The following is a 26,703-nucleotide window of genomic DNA, read 5'->3' as shown; positions in this document are numbered from 1 at the left end:
CAACAGCTGAGGCGCGCGTCCGGCAGACCGGCACGCGGCTCGTCGCCGTAGGTCTGCACGATCCGAAGGGGGCTGATCCGCGTCACCATGGCCGCCGCAGCCGCCACCGCAGGGGACCTGGCCGTCGCCGGCGATCCCGCCCGTCCGGCCGCCCCGTCCGCCGCCGACGCCGACCGGCGTGCCGCGCGGCTCGAAGTGCTCCTCGGCGACCCCTACGCCCCCGACAACCCGCACGGTCTGACGGCCCTGTTCGACGCCGACGCCCGGGGACGGCAGCCCGAGCAGACGGAGCTGCTGCTCGAGCGGTTCGGACTGAGCGCCGAATGCGTGCCCGTCGCGGACGGCGGGCGACTGACCAGGGCCGACCTGCTCGCCAGGGTGCTGCGGCCGGTCTTCCGCCGCGACGTGGCACTCGGAACCGCGGTGGGCACCGCCCCGGTGCTGGCCGCGGGGCCGGTGTGGGCCGCCGACAACACTCACCGGCGTGCGCAGACCGCCGCGTTGCTGCTGGGCGGCGGCCGGGTCGGGCTGGTGCCGCACGAGCGCGGGCAGCACGCCGGCAGCACGCCGTACGGCATCACCGCTCGCCCCGCGGCGGACGGCGGCCTGCTGCTGGGCGGCCGGGCCGAAGCCGCCCCGGACGCGATCGGTGCCCGCCTGTACGTCGTGCAGGCCCGCACCGGTCCGGCCCACTCCCCGCACAGCCACACTGCCGTGCTCCTGGACGGCGATCGTCTCCCCGCACTCGCGGTGCGGGAGACGGGCAGGACCGCGGCCCCCGGACGGCTCCGCCTGCCTCGAGCTGAGATCGAACTGCACGATCACGCCGTACCGCACGACGCGGTCCTCGGACGCATGGGCGAGGGTGTGCCGCTGGCCCTGCGTGCGCAGCAGGTCGGCCACGCTCTCGTGCCCGCACTGCTGGTCGCCGCCGCGGACACCGCACTGCGCTCCGCCGTGCGTGCAGCCGGTGGCGGGGCGCCGCCCGCCCGCCGGCACCGGCGACTGGCCGGTGTCTTCGCCGACATGCTGGCCTGCGACAGCTTCGCCTACGTCGCCCTGCGTGCGCTGAGCCTGCTGCCCGCCCAGGCCCAGGTGCCGGCCGCCGCCGCGCACTACCTGGTCCCCGCGCTGCTCCGGGAGAACCTCGAGGCACTCGCCTGCGTGCTCGGCGCGCGCCGCCACGACCACGGCAGTGCCCACTACGGGGCCCTCAGCAGACTGATGCGGGCCCTGCCGCTCGCCGCCTCCGGACCCGCACGCACCGGCGCCGCCGACGGCCAGGCGGTGATCGCCCCCCATCTTCGGCCGCTCGCCGAGCACTCCTGGTTCGCCGAGCCGGAGCCGCCGCTGACGCTGTTCCGGCACAGAGCCGACCTGCCCGTCCTCGACTTCGCTTCCCTCGCCGAGGCGGGTCGCGGGGACTTCCTGGCCGCCTCCCTGTCCGGATCGGCGGCGCGGTTCGCCGAGGTCCGCGGCGTCGGCGGCCACACGGCCGTTCTCGCCGAACTCGCACAGATCCTCGTCGCCGAGCTGCACGCGCTACGAGCCCGGTGCCGTACGCTGCCCGCCCCCGGGACCGGACCGCTGCCCGTGGCCGCCGTGTGCGCGCTCGTCGACCGCTACGCCCTCGTGCTCGCCGCCGCGGCGGTCCTCGGTGTGTGGGAGAGCCAGGACGGCGCCGATCCCTTTCTCGCCGCCCCCGCCTGGCCGGTGCTCGCCCTGTCCCGGATCGCCCAGCGCCTCGGCGCGCCCGTTCCGCCCCTGCCGGACGGGGTGGAAGAACTGGTGCACCGCGAACTCGTGCGCCGCTGCCACGAGCACCTCAGCTATGACCTGGACGCCACGGAGCTCGCACCGTGACGGCGCACGCAGCGCACATCGCCCCGCCGTTCAAGGCCAGGGGCAGCCGCGGCCCCTGGCACGAAGTGCGCGAGAGCATGCGGCTGACCGGCAACGCCACGGTCCTCACCACCTGGGGGGAGTGGCTCAACGCCACGCTGACCGGGGGCGGCCTGCGCGAGATGCTCGGCCCGGACTGGCAGCGCTACCGGCGTACCCCCGACCCGGCCGTCCGCTACCGGTTCGCCGCCTCCCGGCTTGCCGTCAAGTACACGGCGGCTGCCGCTCTCGGCACCGAACCCGTCGAGCTCGACCTCGCCTACACGCCCGGCGGCCGCCCGTACCTGCGCGGCTTCGGGCAACTCGACATGAGCTTGACCCACTCCGAGGATCTGATCGCCGTGAGCATCAGCCGCACCGGCAGGATCGGCGTCGACGCCGAGCCGGCCCACAGGCGGCCCCCCGCCGAGGGGTTCCTCGGCCATGTGTGCACCGCCGCCGAGCGTGCCGAACTCGGCCGGCTGCCCGGGACGGAGCAGCACCGGGCGCGCCTGCGCTTGTGGACGCTGAAGGAAGCGTACTCCAAGGCCCTCGGCCAGGGACTGCCCCTCGGTTTCACCGAGTTCGGCTTCACCGCGTGCGAGAGGTGCCGCGGCAGCGCTGACGGCGGTGGCTGCGCGCTGCTGTGCGCGCCCGACGGCACGCCGGTGGAGAGCGACACATGGACCTTCGCCACGTACCGCGTCCTCGGCGGCCGTTATCTGGTCAGCGTGGCCTGCCAGGACACCGGGGTGGTCACCGTGCCAGGTCCGACGGTCACCGCACCGCTCGACGAGACCGTCCTGAGCACCCTCGCCGACCGCCTGTCCCGTCACCACTCCCTTCCCGATCATCTGGAGACCCATGTCCCGTCGTCTGTTCACCTCGGAGTCCGTGACCGAGGGTCACCCCGACAAGATCGCTGACCAGATCAGCGACACCATCCTTGACGCACTGCTCCGCGAGGACCCGACCTCGCGCGTCGCCGTCGAGACCCTGATCACCACCGGCCTGGTGCACGTGGCCGGAGAGGTCACGACCACGGCCTACGCGCCGATCCCGCAGCTGGTGCGGGAGAAGATCCTTCAGATCGGCTACGACTCCTCGAAGAAGGGCTTCGACGGCGCCTCCTGCGGCGTGTCGGTGTCCATCGGCGCCCAGTCCCCGGACATCGCGCAGGGTGTCGACACCGCGTACGAGTCCCGAGTGGCAGGCGCCTCGGCAGGGGAGGAAGCGGACGAACTGGACCGGCAGGGCGCCGGGGACCAGGGCCTGATGTTCGGCTACGCGACGGACGAGACGCCGACGCTGATGCCGCTGCCGATCTTCCTCGCCCACCGCCTGTCCAAGCGCCTGTCCGACGTGCGCAAGAACGGCACGATCCCCTACCTGCGCCCGGACGGCAAGACCCAGGTCACCATCGAGTACGACGGCGACAAGGCGGCCCGCCTCGACACCGTCGTGGTCTCCTCCCAGCACGCCTCCGACATCGACCTGGACTCGCTGCTCGCCCCGGACATCCGCGAGTTCGTCGTGGAGCCGGAGCTGAAGGCGCTGCTGGACGAGGGCATCAAGATCGACACGGAGAAGTACCGTCTGCTGGTCAACCCCACCGGCCGCTTCGAGATCGGCGGACCGATGGGCGACGCCGGCCTGACCGGCCGCAAGATCATCATCGACACCTACGGCGGTATGGCCCGACACGGCGGCGGCGCCTTCTCCGGCAAGGACCCCTCCAAGGTGGACCGCTCGGCGGCGTACGCGATGCGCTGGGTCGCCAAGAACGTGGTCGCGGCCGGCCTGGCCGCCCGCTGCGAGGTGCAGGTGGCGTACGCCATCGGCAAGGCCGAGCCGGTCGGTCTGTTCGTGGAGACCTTCGGCACCGCCAAGGTCGACACCGAGCTGATCGAGCGGGCGATCGACGAGGTGTTCGACCTCCGCCCGGCCGCCATCATCCGCGACCTGGACCTGCTCCGCCCGATCTACGCCCAGACCGCCGCCTACGGCCACTTCGGCCGGGAGCTGCCCGACTTCACCTGGGAGCGCACCGACCGCGTGGACGCGCTGCGCAAGGCGGCAGGCCTCGGCACATGACGGAAGGACAGTGCGGCACCCGGCCGGTGCGCCTGTACTGCTTCGCCCATGCCGGCGCGGGCACCTCCTCGTTCGACGGCTGGGCCGGCCGGGTCGGCCCGGGCGTCGAGGTCGTACCGCTGCCGCTGCCCGGCCGGGGCAGCCGCGTCGGCGAGCCGGCCGTCACCGGGCGCGAGGCTCTCCTCGCCGATCTGATGGGCCACTTCGCCGCGGCACCGCGTTCGCAGCCGTTCGCGCTGTACGGACACAGCCTGGGCGCGATGGTCGCCTGCACGGTGACGCGCGCGCTGCACGACGCCGGCCTGCCCGGGCCGGCGCTGCTCGCAGTCGGGGCCTGCCCTCCGCCCACCGTGCCCTCGCCGTTGTCCGACGCCTGGGCGGCACCGACGGACGAACTGGTCGGCCTACTGACCGAGATGGGCGCCGTACCGGACAGGGCGGCACCCGGCGGGTTCTGGTACCGCACCGTCCTGCCGGTGCTGCGCGACGACCTGGCCCTAGGGCACCGGCTGCGCGTCGCCGCCCGGGAACCGGCCCCGGGCGGGCTGCCGGACGTGCCGCTGCTGGCGGTCTCCGGTGATCGCGATCGCCTGGGCCGTCCCGGCGACATGGCGGGCTGGCGGGAGTGGACCGCCGGCCCCGTCACGCTGCACACCGTGCCGGGTGACCACTACTTCGCGGGCGGCCCGGATCTTCCCGTCCTGCTCGGCCGGGCCTGCCGCACCGCGGCCGACCGTGCGCCCGACTGCTGCTCCGGTCTCGCTCAAGTCGGTGCCGCCAAGGTCGGGATGACAGCGGACACCTCGGAGGGAACGGGGCGGCAGTGGGCGCGCTCACACCTTCCGGCCGGCCGTCATCTCCAAGGAGAGGCATGAGCCCCTACACGATCACAGCCGAAGAAGAGCGCGCGGCGGCCACACCGGCCGCCGCGCAGCACCGGTGGCATCTGGCGCTTGCCGAAGCCGCGAACGGTGCATTGCTGGACGCCGGCCTCGCCGCGCTGCGCACCCGGGCAGGCGGCGCCGTCGCGTCAGCCGAACCGGTCGGCGTGGTACGCGTCGGCGGCCGGACCGGGGGGCACCGCGCGGCGGTCCTCTCGGGCCCCGACGGCGCGGTGGAACTGGGGTCGGCCCAGACCGCGGACAGCGGCGCAGCGGTGGCCTTCATGTTCCCCGGCCTGGGCGACCACTACCTCGACATGGGGCGCGACCTGTACCGCGACTTCCCCGTGTTCAAGACCACCGTCGACCGCTGCGCCGAGGCGCTCACCGCGGAGCTCGGCCTGGACATCCGCGACGTGATCTTCACCGCCGCCGGACGTCCCGAGCCGACCGCGACGGGCAACGACCTCGCCATGGACCTGCGCCGCATGCTGGGCCGCGACACGCGTGAGCAGAGCACCGAGGAGCGGCGCCTCAACACCACGCGCGTGGCCCAGCCCGCGCTCTTCGTGATCGAGTACGCCCTGGCCGCCCTGTGGGAGTCGTGGGGGGTCAGGCCGACCGCGATGATCGGCTACAGCCTCGGCGAGTACGTCGCGGCCACCCTCGCCGGCGTCCTCTCGCTGGAGGACGCGCTGGTCCTGGTGGCCCGTCGGGCCGCGCTCATCGACGAGCTGCCCGAGGGCACGATGCTCGCCGTGATGCTGCCGGAGGGGCAGGTGCGGCCGCTGACAGGTGGGAACATCTCGCTGTCCGCCGTCAACGGCCCCGAGTTCTGCGTGGTGGGCGGCCCGGTGGCCGACATCCTCGAGCTGGAGCGGACGCTCGCCGGCCGCGGCGTGATCACCCGCAGGGTGACGACCACGCACGCGTTCCACTCGTCGATGATGGAGCCGATCGCCGACCGGGTCACCGACATCGCCCGTGGTCTGACGCTCAACCCGCCCCGCATCCCCTACATCTCGAACGTCACCGGCCGGCCCATCACCGACGAGCAGGCCACCGACCCGGCGTACTGGGCCCGCCACCTGCTCAGCCCGGTCCGCTTCGCCGACGGCCTGCGCCACCTCGGCCAGGAGCGCCTGCTGCTGGAGTCCGGACCGGGCCAGACGCTGAGCAGCCTGGCGACCGTGGTCCGAGGCGGCGACACCGGCGCCATCGTCGCTTCCATGCGCCACTCCCTGGAGCCGCACGCCGACACGGCCGTCGCTCTGAAGGCCCTGGGCCGGCTGTGGCTCGCGGACGCCGACGCTGCCTGGCACGACCTGCCCTGCGGCGACCTGGCCACCACCGAGCAGACCCCCGTGGCACAGACGGACGCAACGGACGCGGACGGCGCACCGGAGGCGACCGAGACGGAGACCGCGCTGCTGGCCGTGTGGGCCAGGATCCTGAAGAATGACGACCTCCCGCGCGATGTCAGCTTCTTCGAACTGGGCGGCAACTCCCTGCTCGCCACGCGGCTGATGCTGCGCATCAGCCGGGCCTTCGACGTCGAGCTGACGCTGCGCCAGGTGTACGAGTTCGCCACCCTCACGCGTATGGCCGCGGCCATCGACGTACTGCGCGGCGGCGGCGACCCGGAGACGGCGGGGGAGAAGGCGGGCTCCTCGCACACCGGCAGCTGCCAGGCCCGCTTCCGGCTGCCCAACGGCCTGACGGTCCACCACCAGAACGAGTCGGAGACCCGTCACTTCTACGAGGACATCTTCGACCACCGCGTCTACGCCAAGAACGGCATCTCGCTGCGCAGCGGCGACACCGTCGTGGACGTCGGCGGCAACATCGGCCTGTTCACCCTGTTCGCGCACTACGAGGCGCAGAACGTGCGGGTCTTCACCTTCGAGCCGGCCCCGCCGCTGTTCGAACTGCTGAGCAGGAACGTCGCGGAGCACGGTGTGGACGCGAAGCTGTTCAACATCGGCATCTCCGACGCCGAGACCGAAGCGAGCTTCACCTTCTACCCCCGTAGTTCCGGGATGTCCTCGTTCCACCCGGACGAGGAGGAGGAGAAGCACAATCTGCGCACGATCATCGCCAACCAGCGGAACACGGACGCGGAGGCCCGCCGGCTCGCCGCCTACGCCGAGGAGCTGATGGACGTCCGCTTCGAGGCCATCGAGTACACGGCCCGGCTGCGTCCGCTGAGCGCTGTCATCCGCGAGCAGGGAATCGAGCGGATCGACCTCATCAAGATCGACGTGCAGAAGAGCGAGCGGCAGGTCATCGACGGCATCGCCGACGAGGACTGGCCGAAGATCCAGCAAATGGTCCTCGAGGCGCACGACGCCGACGGCGCGGTCGAACGGCTCGCGAAGCTGCTGGAGGACCGGGGCTTCACCGTCACGGCCGAGCAGGACGAGCTGTACGTCGGGACGGACATCTACAACATCTTCGCCGTACGCGGCGCACAGTGACGGAGCCGGACGAGTCATGGAATTCACCACGGTAGGAGTCGTCGGCGCCGGCGTCATGGGCGTCGGTGTGGCACAGAACCTCGCGCAGACCGGGCACCAGGTGATCCTGGTCGACGTCTCGGAGGAGGTGCTCGACAACGCGAGAAGCGAACTGCGCACCAGCCTGCGCGCCTTCGCCCTCTTCAACCGCGCCGCGGCCGTCGACCCGGCGGCGGTGATCGAGAAGATCGAGTTCACCACCGACTACGAGCTGCTGGCCAAGGCCGATTTCGTCGTCGAGAACGTCACCGAGGACTGGAGCATCAAGGAGAAGGTCTACGAGCGGCTGGACCGCATCTGCCGCCCCGAGGTGCGGTTCGCCGTGAACACCTCGGCGATCTCCATCACCCGCGTCGGCTCGGTCACCAACCGCCCGCAGAACATCGTCGGCATGCACTTCATGAACCCGGTGCCGATGAAGCCGATGGTGGAGGTCATCCGCGGCCACCACACCACCCCGGAGACCATCGACACCGCCCGCAGGTTCCTCGCCGAGATGGGCAAGGAGTGCATCGTCGTCGAGGACGTGCCGGGATTCGTCTCCAACCGCGTCCTGATGCTCACCATCAACGAGGCCGTCTTCCTGGTGCAGGACGGGGTGGCCTCGCCCGCCGACGTCGACCGCATCTTCAAGACGTGCTTCGACCACAAGATGGGGCCGCTGGAGACGGCGGACCTGATCGGTCTCGACACCATCCTGAAGTCCGTCGAGGTGCTCTACGAGAGCTTCAACGACAGCAAGTACCGGCCGGCCCCGCTGCTGAAGAAGATGGTCGCCGCCGGCCTGCTGGGGCGCAAGAGCGGCGAGGGCTTCTTCAACTACCGCTGACCCGGCCGAGGCGCACACCCACTGCCAGGCCGCACACGAACAGGACGGAACACGACATGAGCATGGACAACAAGGCGAAGATCGGGGAGTACCTGTCCCGCTTCTTCCCGGTGCAGGACCTCAAGGACGACGACGACATCTTCCAGCTCGGCTTCGTCAGCTCGATGTTCGCCATCCAGCTCGTCTCCTTCGTGGAGCACGAGTTCGGCCTCACCATCGACAACGACGACCTGGAGCTCGACAACTTCCGTTCCGTCGGAGCTCTCGACGCGTTCGTCACCCGTAAGCTCTCCGCCTCCGTGGCGTCCTGACCCACGAGGGGACGCCACAGCGATGACCAGCACGCTCACGGCGGAGCAGGCCCAGGCCCAGAAGGAGTTCCGGGCCTTCGCCGACCGCCACATCGTTCCGCATGCCGACGCAAACCATCGCGCTCAGCGCACTCCGCCCCAGACCGTCGAACTGCTGGCGGCCGAGGGACTGCTCGGTCTGCCGGTCGCGGCCCAGTACGGCGGGGGCGGATGCGACGCGGTGACGCTCGGGCTGCTCGCCGGTGAACTGGGGCGTGCCTGCTCGTCGCTGCGCAGCCTGCTCACCGTTCACACGATGGTGGCGCACGCCGTCGCACGGTGGGGAAGCCGCGAACTCAAGGAGACCTGGCTGCCCCGTCTCGCCCGCGGCAAGAGCATTGGCGCGCTCGCCGTGTCCGAGCCGGGCGCCGGCAGCGACGCCGCCGGCGTCGTCACCCGGCTCACCCCGGACGGAGACTCCTGGCTGCTCGAGGGCCACAAGACGTGGACGACGTACGGCGAGACCGCCGACGTCTTCCTCGTCCTGGGCCGTTCCCCCGAAGGACCCACGGCGGTGCTGGTGGAGCGCGCCACCGCCGGAGTGCGCACCGAGCTGATCGAGGACCTGATCGGCATCCGCGCCTCGATGACGGCGGACGTCCACTTCGACGGCTGCCGCATCCCGGCCGGCCAGGTGCTCGCCCGGCCCGGCCTCGGCCTCTCCCACGTCGTCGGTACGGCGCTCGACCTGGGCCGCTACACCGTCGGCTGGGGCTGCGTCGGCATCGTCGACGCCTGCCTGGAGGCCAGCGTCGACTACGCGGGCAGCCGGGAGACCTTCGGCACGCCCATCAAGGACCACCAGCTCGTACGGCAGATGATCAGCGGCATGTACACCGACGCCCGGGCGGCGCGGCTGCTCTGCCTTGAGGCGGGCCGGCTGCGCGACGAGGGCGATCCCGGCGCGCTGGCCCAGACATCCATGGCGAAGTACTTCGCCTCGACCGCCGCGAGCCGGGCCGCGGCCGACGCCGTGCAGATCCACGGCGCCAACGGCTGCAGCGCCGGCTACCCGGTGCAGCGCTATCTCGGCGACTCCAGAGTCATGGAGATCATCGAGGGAAGCTCTCAGATCCATCAGATCGGCCTCGCCGAGTACGCGTTCCAGGAGCGCGCCCTCGTCCGCAGGAGGCAGGCCGGTGCGACCCCCAGGAGTGAGGGACGATGACGACCGTCAAATGTGTGGTGTGGGACCTCGACAACACCGTCTGGGACGGGGTGCTCCTCGAGGACGGGGACGTGAAGCTGCGACCCGGTGTCGTGGACGTCCTCAAGACCCTCGACGAGCGGGGCATCCTCCACTCCGTCGCGAGTCGCAACGACCACGACGCGGCCATGGCCAAGCTGGAGGAGCTGGGCATCGCCGAGTACTTCCTGTACCCGCAGATCAACTGGGGCAACAAGTCGGACTCCGTGAAGGCGGTCGCCGAGGCGATCAACATCGGCATCGACACGCTGGCCTTCGTCGACGACCAGCCCTTCGAGCGCGACGAGGTCCGCTTCACGCACCCGCAGGTGCTGTGCATCGACGCCCTCGACGCCGAACGCATCCCCAGCCTGCCCGAGATGCACCCGAGGTTCGTCACCGCGGACTCCCGGGAGCGCCGTCACCTGTACCGGGCCGACGCCGAGCGCAACCAGGCCGAGGCCGGCCACGACGGCACGGCCGAGGAGTTCCTCGCCTCCCTGAACATGCGCTTCACCATCGCCCCGGCCCAGGAACGCGACCTGCAGCGCGCCGAGGAACTGACCGTCCGCACCAACCAGCTCAACGCGACCGGCTACACCTACTCGTACGAGGAGCTGGACGCGTTCCGCCAGTCGCCCGGCCACGATCTGCTGGTCGCCGGCCTGGAGGACAGGTACGGAACGTACGGCAAGATCGGGCTGGCGCTCGTCGAGCGCGGCGAGGACGCGTGGACCGTCAAGCTCCTGCTGATGTCCTGCCGGGTGATGTCCCGTGGCGTCGGATCGGTGCTGCTCGCCCATCTCATCCGGGAAGCGGCCGCGGCCGGGGTACGGCTGCGCGCGGAGTTCGTACCGACGAACCGCAACCGGAGCATGTACGTCACCTACAAGTTCGCCGGGTTCCGGGAGATCACCACGAACGGCGAGATCTCCGTGCTCGAGCACGACCTCGCCCGCGTTCCCGAGTTCCCGCCGTACATGGAGGTCCTGGTCGAGAGCTGACCTGGGGCTGGACACGAGTTCGAGCCGGGTTTTAGGACGCTTCGCAATACTGGCCGAGTCTGTCAGCCCCTGCCGGTCTCCGGCAGGAACGGGGAGGGAAGCAGAGAACGGATGGCCATTCAGTCACTGTGCGAAGCAGTCCATTGCCGTCACGACCGGCAGTCGGGCAAGCCCCAGCCTCGGACGGCCGCCTCGGGGCAGCGGCTCTGCCTGGTGTGCCGTGCCCGGCTGAAGGAGGACCTCGTCAGTCTTCCGGGCCTGTACGACGGTTGTGAGGAAGCGCTCTCACCAGCGCGGACCGGAATCACCGAGCGGGTCAGCTCGGGCCGTGCCCGGCAGGGCATCCGGCTCAACGAAGCGGCTCTCCAGGCCCGCGGTGACATGGTTCCGGTGCTCGCCTCGTGGGCCGGCGCCATCGTCGCGGAGCGGGGGGTGACCGGGCCGTCCAGGCGCGAGGTCGGTACGCTCGCGGCCTTCCTTACCCGCCATCTCGACTGGCTCGCCGCCCACCCGGCCGCAGGTGAGTGCGCGGCCGAGGTCCGCAGGGTCACCAACGTGGCGCGCTCGGCGCTCGCCCCCAGGCCGGCCGTCCCGCAGGAGCTCGGCTCCTGCCCGGTCACCGACTGCGAGGAACGCGTCCGCACGTCGCGGGGCGCCGATTCGACACACGTGGTGCGTTGCGGGGCCGGGCATGTGCTGCCGCCGGACCGCTGGCTGCTGCTGAGCGGCCGCGCGTGAGCCCGGCCGGTCCGCGCCCCGCTCAGCTCCGACCTCACGCACTCACGGAAGGCCCCCCCATGACCGCCGTCAAGAAGGCCGGCACGCGCACGGTCCCCACCCAGCTCGCCGCCCTCGCCGCGGGAGTCTCCGAGGCCACCATCCGGCAGTGGGCCACCCGCGGCAAGCTCACCCGCTACGGCCGGCCCCGCCGTCGTGAGTACTCCCTCCAGGAACTGACCGCCCTGATCGCGAAGAACGCCGAGCACGCGAAGAGCGCCGAATAGGCCACCCCTCGGCCAACTCCCGTCCGGACCCCCGTTCCACGGGCCCGGAGGCCCGCGGAACGGGGGAGAGCACACCGGCGGGGGCTCAGGGGGAGGTCACCAGGTGACCGGCAGCCGGTGCACGCCGTAGACACCCATGTCGCTGCGCACCGGCACCTCGGAGACCGGGACGTCCAGTCGCAGGCCGGGGAACTCGCGTAGCAGCCCGTTGAGGCCGATCCGCATCTCGATACGCGCCAGCTGCTGCCCCAGGCACTGGTGGATGCCGTGCCCGAAGGCCACGTGCCCGGTGGCCGGTCGGGTGATGTCCAGGTCCTCCGACGGGCCGAACTTCTCCGGGTCCCGGTTGGCCGCCGGCACGGACACCGTGACGGTCTCGCCCTCGCCGATCACACGGCCGGCCAGCTCGACGTCCTCCATCGCGGCCCGCGGCAGGCCCACGTGCATGATGCTCAGGTAGCGCAGCAACTCCTCCACCGCACCGTCGATCAGCGACGGGTCCTCGCGCAGCAGCGCCAGCTGACCGGGGTGGGCCAGCAGCGCGAACGTGCCCATGGCGAGCATGTTCGCGGTGGTCTCGTGCCCGGTCAGGAGCAGCAGCAGGGCCATGCCGATGAGCTCGTCGTCCGTGAGAGCGCCGTCCGTCACCAGCTCGCTCAGGATGTCGTCGGCCGGCTCTTCACGGCGCCGCCGCACGAGGTCGAGCAGGTACGTCCGCAACGCCGCGTACGCCGCCGAGGCCTCCTCGGGGTCCTGCACCAGCCGGAAGATGGCCACGGCCCTGGACTGGAAGAACTCGTGGTCCTCGTACGGCACTCCGAGCAGCTCACAGATCATCAGCGACGGGATCGGCAGCGCGAAGTGCTCGACCAGGTCCGCGCCCGGCCCCTGGGCACGCAGCAGGGCCAGCTGCCCGCCGGTGACCTCCTCGACCCGTGTCTCCAGCCGCCTCATACGGCGCACGGTGAACCGGCCGGTGAGCAGTTTGCGGTACCGGGTGTGCTCCGGGGGGTCCATGAACAGGAAGCCGCCCGGCATCGCCGGTTCGGCCCTGCGGTCCGTCAGCGGTGAACTCATCAGCTCCTGACGGGCGCTGAAACGGGGATCGCTGAGCACCTTCCGGGCCAACGCGTGGTCGGTGACGAGCCAGCCGGTCGTGCCGTCCGGGTTCGCGATCCGGCTGAGGGGTGCACGCTCACGCAGGGCGGTGAGCTCGGCGGGGGGTGTGAAAGGACAAGACCGGGTCAACGGGATGGGCCGCGGCTCGTTCGCCGCGTCCCGGACGGGGTGGGACTCCCGTGTGGTCTCGGTCGTCATACGTTCTCCGATCGTGGGGGGGGAGGGGTAGATCGTGGGCTCCGCGGCCGTCGCCGCGGGCCGGCCACGTGGGGGTGGCCGGCCTCGGAGCCGTGCGAGGGGACGTCGCGGCGCGCTCAGTCCTGCGCCGTGGCCAGAGCGCCGGTGGGGCAGGTCGACACCGCGTCGAGGACCGCGTCCACCTCGTCGGCCGGAACCCTCGCCACCAGCAGCACGACTTCGCCGGTGGCGGGGTCCTGGTCGAAGACGGACTCGGCGGCCATGACGCACTGGCCGGCTCCGATGCAACGACCGGCATCGGCAATGATCTTCATCCGGGATCCTTCGTTCCTACGGGTGCGTGTTCTTGCGTATGCCTTCGGTCCGGCGTGCGTACGCCTTCGGGTCCAGCCGGAGGACGCGGCGTTCAGCGGGAGGACGCGGCCAGCACCTCGACGAGGTCGGACCGGCCCGGCCCGGAGAGGGCCTGCGGACGCCAGCCCGACGCCCACACCTCCTGCAGGCGCCGCCGGTTCTCGGGGGTGTCCAGGCTGTCGAGGGGGGCCAGCAGGCCGGCCACGCGCTGCGCCGCCTGCCACAGATGCCCGTCGTGTTCCCCGGCCTCCATGAGGCTGAACAGGCTCACCGGCGGCATCGCCGCACCCTGCGGCAGACGGTGCCCATCCACCGCGGCCTGCCAGAGCCGGGTGCGGGCGATGTCGGCCTGGACCGAGTCGTCGAACCAGGGCCGCACCCACGCCTGGGCCTGCGCGGTCACGTCCCGGACGAGCCCGGGCAGAGAGCCCGGCTCCCCGGCGAACGCCTCGGCGAGCAGCACGGCCTGGTGCATCGCCACCGACGCACCACGCCCGAAGGCCGGATCGGTCGTGCACAGCGCGTCGCCCACGACGCCGTAGCCCACGGGGGCGTCGGGCGCCAGGCCGCGCAGGGTGTTGCGCAGCCCGGCCATGGGGACGACCTCGGTCAGCACTTCGCCGACGTCGGGACGCAGCCACGGCTCGAACTCCGGGAAGAGCGCGGTGACCTGGTCGAAGGCCTCCGCCTCACGCAGCGCCTTGAGGTCGTTGTCGTCGGGGAGGCGGCCGATGCCGATCGCGAACGTGCGGTTGTCGTGGTAGAAGAGCCCGGCGCCGAATCCGTCGCCGGCGACCATCGTCGTCACGCCGCGTTTGAGCGGCGGCCGCTGCACCCCGTCGCGCAGCCGGTAGAACCGCGTGTTGTACACGACCCCGCAGTCCTCCTCCCCCTCCAGGACGGTGAAGTCCTCACGCAGCGGCGAGCGTCGGCCCGCCGCGTCGATGAGCACGTCCGCGTCGACGACGCCGCCGCGCACCCGTACGCCGCTGATCCGGCCGTCCCTCACCTCGGCCCGGCGCACCGACGTCCCGTAGTGGATCTCGACGCCCGGCTCCCGGCGCAGGGCGCGTTCCAGCGCCCACTCCATGGTGGGGCGCCGCGCCGCCAGGACCGCGAGGTCCTCGGCACCGGGCGGGGTGGTGCCGGCGGGCGTGGCGATGCTGACCTCCTCGGCGCCGTTGGCCAGCAGATCCTCGTACACATCGGGCAGATGCGTGAGCAGGTGCTGCCGGAACAGCCCCAGGAAGGTGTGCAGTTGGCGGGTCTGCGGGGCACCGGGGCGGTGCCAGTCGCCGATGGCGGCCAGGTCTCCGGGCGGGGCCTGGTCGCGCTCCAGCACGGTCACCTCGAAGCCCCGTCGCGCCAGCAGCAGCGCCACGGACAGACCTGAGATCCCTCCACCCATCACCACGGTCCGGGCACTCATCACTGTCTTCCTTTCGTGATCATCAGTAGCGGTCAGGCGGCGAAGTCGCCGAGCACGAGGTCCAGGGCCCGGTCGATGTCCGAGTCGCTGAGCGACTCGGCCGCCCGGAGGGCATCGCTCGCACCGCGCTGCTTCGGCAGGTCCATGCCCTGGGCCAGGTCGAGCAGCTGCGCGAGCAGTCCGCTCTCCCGCAGCAGCGTGGCGCCGGCCTTGCCGATGGCCCACTGCGCGGCGGCCATGGGGTCCTGCGGCGGGCCGTCCTGTGCCGCGCTGCCGAGCCGCAGCCTGCCGAGGAGGAACTCCGCGATCGCCCGCGGTGTCGGGTAGTCGAACGCCAGCGTGCTGGGCAGCTCGGCACCGGTCTGGGCGGCGATGCGGTTCTTCAGGTCGACGGACATCAGCGAGTCCAGGCCCAGACCCTGCAACGGCTTCTCCGCGGCCACCGCGTGCGCGCCAGGCAGACCGACGGCCGCCGCCACCTCACCGCGGACGAACTCGGTGAGCGTCTCGAACCGCTCCGCCTCGCCCAGGGCGGCGAGCCGGTCGAGGAAGTCCGAACCCTGCGGCGCGGTGGCCGCTGCCTGCCGCAGCCGCGGCCGCACCAGGGAACGCAGCAGCGGTGCCACGTCCTCCTGCTGCGCCAGCGCAGCCAGGTCCAGCCTGACCGGCGCCAGATGCGCCTCGGGCCGGCGCAGGGCGGCGTCGAACAGCGCGAGCCCCTCGTCGACACCAAGGGCCCGGGCCCCTCCGCGGCGCATCCGGGCCAGTTCGGCCTCGCCGAGGTGCGCGGTCATGCCCGCTCCGCCCTGGTCCCACAGCCCCCAGGCGAGGCTGAGCCCCGGCAGCCCGCGGGTGCGGCGGTAGGCGGCGAAGGCGTCCAGGAAGGCGTTCGCGGCCGCGTAGTTGACCTGCCCGGGGGACCCGAACGTGCCCGCCACCGACGAGAACAGTGCGAAGACGGCCAGATCCTGACCGGCGGTCAGCTCGTGCAGATGCACCGCCCCGTCGACCTTCGGCGCGAGGACCGCGGCCATCCGGTCCGCGTCCTGGTTGCGCGCGATGCCGTCGTCGAGAACGGCGGCCAGGTGCACCACCGCGGTCAGCGGGTGGTCCGCGGCCACCGTGGAGACGGCGGCGGCGACGTCGTCGCGGCGGCTGACGTCGCAGGCGACGATGCGCACGGTGGTGGCGCCTGCGGTGGTGAGGTGGGTGGTGAGGGTGTCGGCGCCGGGGGTGTCGGGGCCGCGGCGGGAGGTGAGGACGAGGTGGCGTATGCCGTGGGTGCGGATGAGGTGTTCGGCGAGGGCCTGGCCGAGTGCGCCGGTGCCGCCGGTGATGAGGGCGGTGCCCTCGGGGTCCAGCGGGCGGGGCAGGGTGAGGACCAGCTTGCCGGTGTGCCGGCCCTGCGCCATGAACCGGAACGCGCTGGGCGCCTCGCGGACGTCGTAGGCGTGCAGGGGCAGCGGACGGATCGTGCCGTCGGCCAGGAGTGCGGTGATTTCCTGGAGCATCTCCTGGATGCGGTCGGCGCCGCTGTCCATGAGGTCGAAGGCCTGGTAGCGCACGCCGGGGTGGTCGGTGGTGACCTGGTCGGGGTCGCGGATGTCGGTCTTGCCCATCTCCAGGAAGCGGCCGCCGTCGGTCAGCATCGTCAGGGTGGTGTCGACGAATTCGCGTGCGAGGGAGTTGAGGACGACGTCGAAGGGCACGTCGTTCCAGGTGTCGGCGTAGGTGGTGTCGCGGGAGGAGGCGATGTGGTCGTCGGCGAGGCCCATGGCGCGCAGGGCGGGCCATTTGGCGGTGCTGGCGGTGCCGTAGACCTCGGCGCGGAAGTGCCGGGCGAGCTGGACGGCGGCCATGCCGACGCCGCCGGCGGCGGCGTGGATGAGGATCTTCTCGCCGGCCTGGAGTCTGCCGAGGTCGACCAGGCCGTGGTAGGCGGTGAGGAAGGTGAGGGGGACGGTTGCCGCTTCGGCGTAGGAGAGGTGGTCGGGGATGGGGGTCATGACCCGGGCGTCGGCGCGGACCTCGGTGCCGAAGGAGCCCACGGCCAGGCCCATCACCCGGTCACCGGCCCGCAGATGCCTCACCTCAGCACCCACCTCCAGCACGACTCCGGCACATTCCAGGCCGAACTTCGGGGCGTGCACCATGTCGAGGGCGTTGAGCACGTCACGGAAGTTCAGTCCGGCCGCGCGCACCTGGACCCGGACCTCGCCGGGGCCGAGCGGTTCAGCCGTGTCCAGGGGCACGGCCTCGAACGTGTCGAGCCTGCCCTTCTCCCGCACGTCCAGGGCCCACGCCCCGGTGTCCGGCACCCGCACCGTGCTGCCGGAACCGGCCCGTGCCAGACGCGAGACGAACACCATCTCGCCCCGCAGCGCCAGTTCCGGTTCGCCGGTGACGGACAGGGCCGCCGCGAACAGGTCCGGGACCGCGGCGTCCGCGTCGACGTCGACCAGACGCCACGTCCGCTCCGGGCTCTCCGCCCGCAGCGAGCGGACCAGACCCCACAGCGGAGCGGTGCCGAGTGCGGCGACCGTGTCGTCGGGGCGGGTGCTGACCGCGTCGCCGGTCACCCACACGACCTCGGTGTCGACCAGCGTCGGTGACGCCAGCAACCGCTGAACCAGAGCGAGTTCACCGGTCGCGGTGGCGTGTGCCCGCTCGGCCGCGGACGGACCGGCGGTGCCGGACGGCCGCGGTGTGCGGTCGACCACGATGCGCCGGGGCGCCGGGTCAGAGGCGAGGAGCCCGTCGAGGTCCGCGAAGGCCGGGGCGTCCAAGGACCGTGCGACGAACCCGTTCCCGTCGCCGAGGACCAGCGTGCCCGCCGTACCGTCGGCGCCGGACGCGGGCAGCGCCTCCGCCTCCACCGGCTGGAACTCCACCCGGTACAGATGGTCGGTGTCGCGCCCGCCGGCCCGCAGCTGCTCGGCGCTCGCACGCTGCAACCGCAGGCCGCTCGCCGATGCCACCGGCCGGCCGGTGCCGTCGGCGAGGAGCACCGACGCGCGGGGCTCGCCGCCCTCGCCCTCGCCGGACGGCTCCAGCTCGACACGCACGCGCAGCTCGGTGGCGCCCGTCGCGTACAGCGTGACGTCCGTCCAGGCGAACGGGAGCAGCACCGAGTCGCCGTCGGTGTCCTGCTCGCCGCCCGGGGTGGTGCCCGCGAGGGTGTGCAGGGCCGCGTCGAACAGCGCCGGGTGCACCCCGAACCCGTTCGTGCCGGCGGTGTCACCGTCCGGCAGCACGATGCGCCCGTAGGCGACGCCGTCCCGGCGGGACAGCTCGGTCAGGCCGCGGAAGGCCGGCCCGTATCCGACGCCCTTCGCCGCCATCCCGTCGTAGAAGCCGTCCAGCTCCACGCCGTCCGCACCGGGTACAGGCCAGGCGCTCAGCTCGGCGAACGCCTCGCCGCTCGGAACCCGGACGTCGTCCAGCTCTCCCTCGGCGTGCAGGGTCCACACCTGCTGGTCCACGGCGTCCTCGGGCTGGCTGTAGACGGCGATCGTGCGCCGTCCCTCCTCCGCCGGCTCGCCGACGCGCACCTGGAGCCGCGTCCGTGCGGATCCGTCGAGGACCAGGGGCCGGGCGAGCGTGAGGTGCGCGACGCGTGCGGCGCCCACGGTGTGCGCGGCCGCCCAGGCCAGGTCCAGCAGACCGGTGCCGGGCAGCAGCACGGAGTCGAACACGGCGTGGTCGGCCAGCCAGGGGTACTCGGCCGCGGAGACGGCACCGTACAGCAGATGTCCGTCGCCGCCCGCCAGCACCGCCGTCGCGGGCAGCCAGGGGTGGCTGCCCTGCCCCAGACCCGAACCGCGCACATCCGTGCGCGACGCCGGCTCCTTCCAGTAGCGCGTGCGCTGGAAGGCGTACGTCGGCAGCTCGACGGGACCGCCCGAGGCGGGCAGCGGGGTGCGGGACCAGTCCACGCGGTGGCCCGCCGTGTGCAGCCGGGCGAGCGCGGCCAGCAGCGTACGGGGCTCGTCCGCCGTGCCCTCGCCCGCCTTGGCCGCGTTGCGCATGCTCGGCGTGAAGTGACCGGCGCTCAGCGTCTGCGTGCCCATGTGCGTGAGCGCGGGAGCCGGGCCGCACTCGAGGAAGCGCCGGACGCCGTGCTCCGCGAGCGTGCCGAGGGCATCGGTGAACCGGACCGCCTCACGGACCTGGCGCACCCAGTGCTCCGGCGAGCGGATCCCCTCGCCCTCGGCGGTGCCGGCCGGGTGCCAGACGCCGGTGCGCGTGTCCACCAGCGGGATCGCGGGCGCCCGGTAGTCGCAGTCGGCGGCCACGGCGGCGTACTCGTCGAGCATCGCGTCCATGTGGGTGCTGTGGAAGGCGTGCGAGACAGTCAGCCGGTGGGTGCGCAGCCCCTGGCCGGCGAAGTGCTCGGCGAGGGCGGTGACGGCGTCGGCGTCGCCGCTGACGACGGTCTGCGTCGGGGTGTTGAGGGCGGCGATGCCGACGCCCGCACGGTCGCCGATCGCGTCGAGCACCTCGGCCTCGCCGGCTTCGACGGAGACCATCGCACCGTCGGTGCGGCAGGACTGCATGAGACGCCCGCGGGCGACGACCAGCCGAGCCGCGTCCTGAAGGCTCAGCACCCCCGCGACATGGGCCGCGGCGAACTCGCCGACGGAGTGCCCCGCGACGGTCGTCGCGGTGACGCCCCACGACTCCCACAGCCGGTAGAGAGCGACCTCCAGCGCGAACAGCGCGGGCTGGGTGAAGCGGGTCTCGTGGATCAGCGCGCCGGTGCCGTCACCGTCGTCACCGCCGGAGAACACCAGCTCGCCCAGGGACCTCCCCAGATGCGGGTCGACGGCCGCGCACACCGCGTCGAACGCGGCACGGTAGGCGGGGAAGGCGTCGTACAACTGCCGCCCCATACCGCCGTACTGGCTGCCCTGCCCGGTGAACAGGACGCCGAGTCCGGCGTCACCGGTCACCTCGCCCCGGACGACAGCGGCGTGCGAGGCACCGCCACCCAGCGCCCGCAGTCCGGCCACGGCCTCGTCGGCCGACGAGGCGAGGACGGCGGCCCGGGTGTCGAAGTGGGTGCGGTGCAGCGCGGCCGTGACGGCCACATCGGCCAGCGGGACCTCGTCGTGGCGCTCCAGCCAGTCCGCCCAGCGCCCCGCCTGCTCCCGCAGTGCGGCCTCGTTGCGGCCCGAAAGGAGCACGGGCACCGGGACCTGCGGTGTGTCCGTGCCGTCCGACGTGACCGCCTCGACGGCGGGTGCTTCTTCGAGGATGAGGTGTGCGTTGGTGCCGCTGAGGCCGAAGGAGGAGATGCCGGCTCGGCGCTGTCGTTCGCCGCGTTCCCAGGGGCGGGCTTCCTGGAGGAGTTGCAGGCCGGAGTCGTCCCACTGGATGTGGGGGCTGGGCTGGTCGGCGTGCAGGGTCTTGGGCAGGGTGTCGTGCTGGAGGGCGAGGATCATCTTGATGACGCCCGCGACGCCGGCGGCTGCTTGTGCGTGGCCGATGTTCGACTTGGAGGAGCCCAGGTAGAGGGGGTGGTCCTGGGCGCGGGTGGGTCCGAAGACCTCGGCGAGGGCGCCGGCCTCGATGGGGTCGCCGAGGCTGGTGCCGGTGCCGTGGGCCTCGATGGCGTCGATGTCGTCGGGGGTCAGGCGGGCTGCCGTGAGTGCGTCCTGGACGACGCGCTGCTGGGAGGGGCCGTTGGGGGCGGTCAGTCCCTGGCTGCGGCCGTCCTGGTTGACGGCGCTGCCGCGGATGACGGCGAGGATGTGGTCGCCGTCGCGCTGGGCGTCGGAGAGGCGCTTGAGGAGGAGGATGCCGGCGCCCTCGGCCCAGCCGGCGCCGTCGGCGTCGGCGGAGAAGCTCCGGCAACGGCCGTCGGCCGACAGACCCTTGAGACGGCTGAACTCGACGAACGTCGCCGGTGTCGACATGACGGTGACACCACCGACCAGCGCCGTCTCGCACTCGCCGCTGCGCAGGGCGGTCACACCGAGGTGGGTGGCGACCAGCGACGACGAGCACGCCGTGTCCACGGTCAGGGCCGGACCCTGAAGACCGAGGGTGTACGACACCCGGCCGGACAGCACACTGCTCGCGTTGCCGGTGCTCAGGTAGCCGTCGAGCCCGCCCAGGTCGTGGTTGTACAGGTTCCCGTAGTCGGAGCCCATGGTGCCGAGGTAGACGCCGGTGCGGGACTCCGAGAGCGTGTCGGGGCGGACACCGGCGCGCTCCAGGGCCTCCCAGACGGTCTCGAGGATGATCCGCTGCTGCGGGTCCATCGACTGCGCCTCACGCGGGGTGATCCCGAAGAACTCCGCGTCGAAGCCCTCGATGTCGTTGAGGAACCCGCCTTCACGGGCGTAGCACTTGCCGTCCGCCTCCGGGTCCGGGTCGTACAGATCGAGTCCGGACCACCGGCTCGGGAACGAGCCGACGGCGTCGCCACCGCTGACCAGCAGCCGCCAGTAGTCCTCGGGGGTGTCGATGCCACCGGGCAGGCGGCAGGCCATCGACACGACCGCGATGGGCTCCTCGGCGGTGCCGCGGCGCGCACGACGAGTGGCGGCCGGCTTCGATGCGCCGCCGAGCGCGAGCTTGTCGAGCAGGAGCCCGGCGATGGCGGTGGGGGTGGGGTAGTCGAAGGCGAGGGTCGCCGGCAGCGACACCCCCGTCACGGCCGACAGACGGCGGCGCAGCTCGACCGCCATCAGCGAGTCGATGCCCAGGTCCTTCAGCACCTGGCCCGCCCCGAGCGCCGCACCGTCCGCGATGCCGAGCACCACGGCAGCCTCACCGCACACGAGAGTGGACAGCTCCTTGCCCCGCTCGTCGTCGGAGAGCGGCGCGAGCCGATCGCGCAGCGTGCCGCCCTCGACGGCGCCGGCGGCCCGCCTGCGCGGAGCACGCAGCAGCGACCGGAGCAGCGGACGCGTCTCCCCGTCACGATCGAAGTCCCGCTGCAACGTGGTGAGTTCGAGCTTCAGCGGGATGGTGTGGGGGTGGTTGGTGGTGAGGGTGGTGTCGAGGAGGTGGAGGGCTTGTTGGGTGGTGAGGGCGGTGACGCCTTGGCGGCGCATGCGGGCGAGTTCGGCGTCGCCGAGGTGGGCGGTCATGCCGATGCCGGCTTGTTGCCACAGGCCCCAGGAGAGGCTGGTGGCGACTTGGCCTTGGGTGTGGCGGTGTTGGGCGAGTGCGTCGAGGAAGGTGTTGGCGGCTGCGTAGGTGCTTTGTCCGGCGCCGCCGAGGACGCCGGCTGCGGAGGAGAAGAGGACGAAGGCGGCGAGGTTGTGGTCGGTGGTCAGTGCGTGCAGGTGGAGGGCGCCGTCGATCTTGGGGGCGAGGACCTGGTGGAGGCGTTGGGGGGTTTGGGTGGTGATGAGGCCGTCGTCGAGGGTGCCGGCGAGGTGGAAGACGCCGGTGAGGGGGCGGGTGAGGTTGTTGATGAGGGTGGCGGTCTGGTGGTGGTCGGTGATGTCGCAGGCGTGGATGTCGACGGTGTCGGCTCCGGCCTGGGTGAGGGTGGTGATGAGGTCCTCGGTGCCGGGGGCGTGGGTGCCTCGGCGTGAGGTGAGGGTCAGGTGGCGGATGCCGTGTTCGTGGACGAGGTGGGTGGCGAGCTGTCGGCCGAGTTCGCCGGTGCCGCCGGTGATCAGGACCGTGCCCTCGGGGTCGAAGCGCGGGGCTTCGGCGTCGTCGGGTTGGTCGGTGCGGGTCAGGCGGGCGACGAGGATGCGGCCGTCGCGCAGGGCGATCTCGGGCTCTCCCTCGACCGCGATGGCCTGCTCCAGCAGCTCGGCGTCCACCGCACCGGCGTCCAGATCCACCAGACGCACCGAACGCTCCGCGTACTCCGCCCGGGCCGCGCGGACCACGCCCCACACGGGCGCGTGCGCGAGGTCGTACGCACCCTCACCCACAGCGCCACGCGTCACCCAGACCACCTCGGCCTCGGCAAGACGCGGCTCCGCGACGACGTCCTGAACCTGCGTCAGGACAGCCGCGGCGGCATCCCGAACGGACTCCGCGTCGACCACGCCGCCGCCCGGAGCGGAGCCCGTGGCGTCCACCACGATCCGCGCGGGCGGCAGCTCGTCCTCACCGAGCCCGGCGAGCGCGGCCGCCAGGTCCGCTACGGCCTCGGTACCGAGCGCGCGGGCGAGATCGCCCGACCCGCCGAGCACCCACAGGTCCTCGTGCGGCACCTCACGCAGAGCACGGGCCGGCGTGAACGCGACCTTGTACAGATGCCGGGCGGACCGGCTGCCGCGAATCTGCTCGCGCGTCGCCTCACGCAGCGCCAGTGTTCCCGACACCACGACATTCCCGGCCGGATCGGCGGCGAGAACCCGCGCCGACGTCTGGGCGTCGTCCAGCTCCACCCGCACCCGCAGCTCGCCGGGCCCGGTCGAACGCAGCTCGGCAGCGCTCCACTCGAACGGCAGGATCACGGCCTCTTCGGTGCTGCGCAGCGCCGCGAGGGTGTGCAGGGCGGCGTCGAGCAGCGCCGGGTGCACGCCGAACTCACCCGGTGCGACCCCCTCGGGAAGGCGGACGAGGCCGTATCCGACGCCGTCCTTGCGCCACAGCTCCCGCAGCCCCTGGAAGGCGGGCCCGTACCCGAGGCCCTGCTCCGACAGCCGGTCGTACAGACCGTCCAGTTCCACCCGCTCCGCTCCGGACACCGGCCACTGCGCGAGCGCGGACGACGACCCGGAAGCGGCGGCGTCAGCGCCGTCCTGGTCCGAAGCGCCTCCGAGAACACCGGTGGCATGGCACGTCCAGGTCTCCTGGCCGTCCTCCTGCTGGCTGTATACGGCCACCTCGCAGCGGCCCGAGTCGTCCGGCGCGCCGACGGTGACCTGGAGTCGTATGTGGGTGTTGGTCTCGCCGGGTTCGGGCAGGACGAGGGGCTCGGCGAGGGTGAGTTCGTCGACGCGGGTGGCTCCGGTTTCGGTGGCTGCGGTCCAGGCCAGTTCGAGGAGTCCGGTGCCGGGGAGGAGGGGGGTGTTGTAGACGGTGTGGTCGTTGAGCCAGGGGTGTTGGGTGGGGGAGAGGCGTCCGGTGAGGAGGTGGCCTTCGCCGTTGGCGAGGGCGGTGGCGGCTCCGAGCCAGGGGTGGGTGGAGGCGTGGAGTCCGAGTGAGGTGGTGTCCTGGGGGGTGTGGGTGGGGTCGGTCCAGAAACGCTCGTGCTGGAAGGGGTAGGTGGGCAGGGGTGCCTGTCCGGCGGGGGCGGGGAGGGTTTTGGTCCAGTCGGTGGTGTGGCCCTGGACGTGGAGCAGGCTGAGGTTGCGCAGGAGTTGGGTCAGGCTGCCGTGGTTGCGGGCGAGGGTGCCCACCACGATGCCGTTGTGTTCGGTGGCGGCGTTGGTCAGGGGCATCGACAGCACCGGGTGGGCGCTGATCTCGATGTAGGTGGTGTGGTGGTCGGCCAGGAGGTGGGTGAGGGCCTGGTCGAAGCGGACGGTCTCGCGCAGGTTGCGGCACCAGTAGGTGCCGTCGAGTTCGGTGCCGTCGGTGATGTGGCCGGTGACGGTGGAGTAGAACGCGGTCTGGGTGGTGGTGGGGGTGATGTTGGTGAAGCCTGCCGCGAGGTCGGGCAGGAGGGGGTCCATGTGGGCGTGGTGGGAGGCGTAGTCGACGTTGACCTTGCGGGCGTAGACGCCGTCTTCGGTGAGGCGGGTGACGATCTCGGCGATGGCGTTGGCTTCGCCGGAGATGACCGTCGATGTTGAGGTGTTGGTGGCGGCGATCGACAACGCCTGGCCGTAGGGGGCGATGAACTCCTCGACCTCGGCCTGGGGGCGTTCGATGAGGGCCATGCCGCCCTGGCCTGAGCGGGCCAGGACCGCCTGGGAACGCTGCGCGACGATCTGCGCGCCCTGCTCAAGGGTCAGCGCGCCGGCGACCACTGCGGCGACGACTTCGCCCTGGGAGTGGCCGATGACCGCGTCCGGTTCGATGCCGTGGGAACGCCACAGCGCGGACAGGGCCACGCCCATGGCGAAGAGTGCGGGCTGGATGACATCCACCCGGTCGTGCGGCGGGTGCTCGCCACCCTCACCGGTGAGGACCTCGCGCACCGACCAGCCGGTGAAGGGCTTCAGAGCGGTGTCGCAGGCGTCGATCGTCTCGGCGAACACCGGCGACTGAGAGAGCAGGTCGCGGCCCATGCCGATCCACTGGCTGCCCTGCCCGGGATAGACGAAGACCGTCTTCCCGCGCGGCTGGGCCGTGCCGGTGACCACACGCTCGTGCGCCTGGTCTTCGGCCAGGGCGCGCAGGGTCTCAACGGCCTGCTCCACCGACTCGGCGAGCACCGCCGCCCGGGTGTCGAAGTGGGTGCGGTGCAGCGCGGCCGTGACGGCCACATCGGCCAGCGGGACCTCGTCCTGGCGCTCCAGCCAGTCCGCCCAGCGTCCCGCCTGCTCCCGCAGTGCGGCCTCAGTCCGGCCCGACACCACGATCGGCACCGGAAGCCGAGGAGCCTCGGCGGTCTCCGTCGCCTCGACGGCGGGCGCCTCCTCCAGGATCACGTGTGCGTTGGTGCCGCTGAGACCGAACGACGAGATGCCCGCGCGGCGTACCCGCTCACCCCGCACCCACGGGCGGGCCTCCTGGAGCAGTTCCAGGCCGGAGTCGTCCCACTGGATGTGGGGGCTGGGCTGGTCGGCGTGCAGGGTCTTGGGCAGGGTGTCGTGCTGGAGGGCGAGGATCATCTTGATGACGCCCGCGACGCCGGCGGCTGCTTGTGCGTGGCCGATGTTCGACTTGGAGGAGCCCAGGTAGAGGGGGTGGTCCTGGGCGCGGGTGGGTCCGAAGACCTCGGCGAGGGCGCCGGCCTCGATGGGGTCGCCGAGGCTGGTGCCGGTGCCGTGGGCCTCGATGGCGTCGATGTCGTCGGGGGTCAGGCGGGCTGCCGTGAGTGCGTCCTGGACGACGCGCTGCTGGGAGGGGCCGTTGGGGGCGGTCAGTCCCTGGCTGCGGCCGTCCTGGTTGACGGCGCTGCCGCGGATGACGGCGAGGATGTGGTCGCCGTCGCGCTGGGCGTCGGAGAGGCGCTTGAGGAGGAGGATGCCGGCGCCTTCGGCCCAGCCGGCGCCGTCGGCGTCGGCGGAGAAGCTCTTGCAGCGGCCGTCGGCGGCCATGCCCTTGAGGCGGCTGAACTCGACGAAGAGGGCGGGGGTGGACATGACGGTGACGCCGCCGACCAGGGCGGTGTCGCACTCGCCGCTGCGCAGGGCGGTCACACCGAGGTGGGTGGCGACCAGCGACGACGAGCACGCCGTGTCCACCGTGACGGCCGGACCCTGAAGGCCCAGAGTGTACGAGACACGGCCCGACACCACACTGCTCGCGTTGCCGGTGCTGACGTACCCGTCCAGATCGCCCAGGCCCGCCTGCTTGCCGTAGTCGGAGCTCATCGTGCCGAGGTAGACGCCGGTGCGGGACTCCGAGAGCGTGTCGGGGCGGACACCGGCGCGCTCCAGGGCCTCCCAGACGGTCTCGAGGATGATCCGCTGCTGCGGGTCCATCGACTGCGCCTCACGCGGGGAGATGCCGAAGAACTCCGCGTCGAAGCCCTCGATGTCCTCGATGAACCCGCCTTCACGGGCGTAGGACTTGCCGGCGGCCTCGGGGTCCGGGTCGTACAGGCCCAGGCTGTCCCACCGCTTGGGCAGGCCGCTGATGGCGTCGGATCCGCTGACCAGCAGCCGCCAGTAGTCCTCGGGGGTGTCGATCCCGCCGGGCAGGCGGCAGGCCATCGACACCACCGCGATCGGCTCCGTCTTCGCGGCGCGCTCCGAGGCGAGGTCGTTCTCGGCCTGCAGCAGCGCGTTCGTCGTACGTCGCAGATAGGTCTCGAGCTTCTG

General features: G+C 72.1%; 14 protein-coding genes and 1 pseudogene. 11 read left to right on the top strand and 4 right to left on the bottom strand.

What is annotated here, in order from left to right; all coding sequences use genetic code 11:
• Positions 1-87 precede the first annotated feature (87 nt).
• From AC6F7H_RS00325 to AC6F7H_RS00275, 11 genes are all read left to right on the top strand, one after another.
• The gene (locus AC6F7H_RS00325; protein ID WP_500754478.1) at positions 88-1,863 is read left to right on the top strand and encodes an acyl-CoA dehydrogenase; all 1,776 of its coding nucleotides are present in this window, start codon (positions 88-90) and stop codon (positions 1,861-1,863) included.
• The gene (locus tag AC6F7H_RS00320; protein WP_500754477.1) at positions 1,860-2,807 is read left to right on the top strand and encodes a 4'-phosphopantetheinyl transferase family protein; all 948 of its coding nucleotides are present in this window, start codon (positions 1,860-1,862) and stop codon (positions 2,805-2,807) included. Before AC6F7H_RS00325 ends, AC6F7H_RS00320 begins: the two co-directional genes overlap by 4 nt.
• Positions 2,746-3,975 (top strand): methionine adenosyltransferase, encoded by a 1,230-nt coding sequence (gene metK / locus AC6F7H_RS00315; protein WP_500754476.1) that lies wholly within the window; start codon positions 2,746-2,748, stop codon positions 3,973-3,975. The genes AC6F7H_RS00320 and metK overlap by 62 nt, the downstream gene beginning before the upstream one ends.
• Positions 3,972-4,850, top strand: coding sequence for a thioesterase II family protein (locus AC6F7H_RS00310; protein WP_500754475.1), 879 nt, complete (start codon positions 3,972-3,974; stop codon positions 4,848-4,850). Before metK ends, AC6F7H_RS00310 begins: the two co-directional genes overlap by 4 nt.
• A complete protein-coding gene (locus AC6F7H_RS00305) occupies positions 4,847-7,333 on the top strand; it encodes an FkbM family methyltransferase (protein WP_500754473.1) in 2,487 nt (828 codons plus the stop codon). Before AC6F7H_RS00310 ends, AC6F7H_RS00305 begins: the two co-directional genes overlap by 4 nt.
• Positions 7,334-7,349: 16 nt before the next feature.
• A complete protein-coding gene (locus AC6F7H_RS00300) occupies positions 7,350-8,201 on the top strand; it encodes a 3-hydroxyacyl-CoA dehydrogenase family protein (RefSeq protein WP_500754472.1) in 852 nt (283 codons plus the stop codon).
• Positions 8,202-8,257: 56 nt separating this feature from the next.
• On the top strand, positions 8,258-8,512 hold the full coding sequence (locus AC6F7H_RS00295; protein WP_364683967.1) for an acyl carrier protein: 255 nt from the start codon (positions 8,258-8,260) through the stop codon (positions 8,510-8,512).
• A gap of 22 nt (positions 8,513-8,534) precedes the next feature.
• Positions 8,535-9,719: an acyl-CoA dehydrogenase family protein gene (locus tag AC6F7H_RS00290; protein ID WP_500754470.1), complete on the top strand. Its 1,185-nt coding sequence runs from the start codon at positions 8,535-8,537 to the stop codon at positions 9,717-9,719.
• On the top strand, positions 9,716-10,741 hold the full coding sequence (locus AC6F7H_RS00285; protein ID WP_500754469.1) for an HAD-IIIC family phosphatase: 1,026 nt from the start codon (positions 9,716-9,718) through the stop codon (positions 10,739-10,741). The genes AC6F7H_RS00290 and AC6F7H_RS00285 overlap by 4 nt, the downstream gene beginning before the upstream one ends.
• Before the next feature lie 111 nt (positions 10,742-10,852).
• Positions 10,853-11,479, top strand: coding sequence for a hypothetical protein (locus AC6F7H_RS00280; protein WP_500754468.1), 627 nt, complete (start codon positions 10,853-10,855; stop codon positions 11,477-11,479).
• 59 nt (positions 11,480-11,538) lie between these two features.
• The gene (locus AC6F7H_RS00275) at positions 11,539-11,745 is read left to right on the top strand and encodes a helix-turn-helix domain-containing protein (RefSeq protein WP_500754467.1); all 207 of its coding nucleotides are present in this window, start codon (positions 11,539-11,541) and stop codon (positions 11,743-11,745) included.
• A gap of 96 nt (positions 11,746-11,841) precedes the next feature.
• On the opposite strand, the gene AC6F7H_RS00270 is transcribed toward AC6F7H_RS00275, so the two are convergent.
• From AC6F7H_RS00270 to AC6F7H_RS00255, 4 genes and pseudogenes are all read right to left on the bottom strand, one after another.
• Positions 11,842-13,062 (bottom strand): cytochrome P450, encoded by a 1,221-nt coding sequence (locus AC6F7H_RS00270; RefSeq protein ID WP_500754465.1) that lies wholly within the window; start codon positions 13,060-13,062, stop codon positions 11,842-11,844.
• Positions 13,063-13,178: 116 nt separating this feature from the next.
• Complete coding sequence (locus tag AC6F7H_RS00265) at positions 13,179-13,376, bottom strand: ferredoxin (RefSeq protein WP_500754464.1); 198 nt, start codon at positions 13,374-13,376, stop codon at positions 13,179-13,181.
• A 92-nt stretch (positions 13,377-13,468) separates the two neighbouring features.
• Positions 13,469-14,845 (bottom strand): NAD(P)/FAD-dependent oxidoreductase, encoded by a 1,377-nt coding sequence (locus AC6F7H_RS00260; protein WP_500754463.1) that lies wholly within the window; start codon positions 14,843-14,845, stop codon positions 13,469-13,471.
• Positions 14,846-14,877: 32 nt separating this feature from the next.
• Positions 14,878-26,628: pseudogene (locus tag AC6F7H_RS00255) on the bottom strand (SDR family NAD(P)-dependent oxidoreductase); the annotation flags it as partial.
• Positions 26,629-26,703: the final 75 nt, after the last annotated feature.

The organism is Streptomyces sp. MMS24-W38 (assembly GCF_059889265.1).
This window is presented reverse-complemented; position numbering and strand designations above follow the sequence as displayed.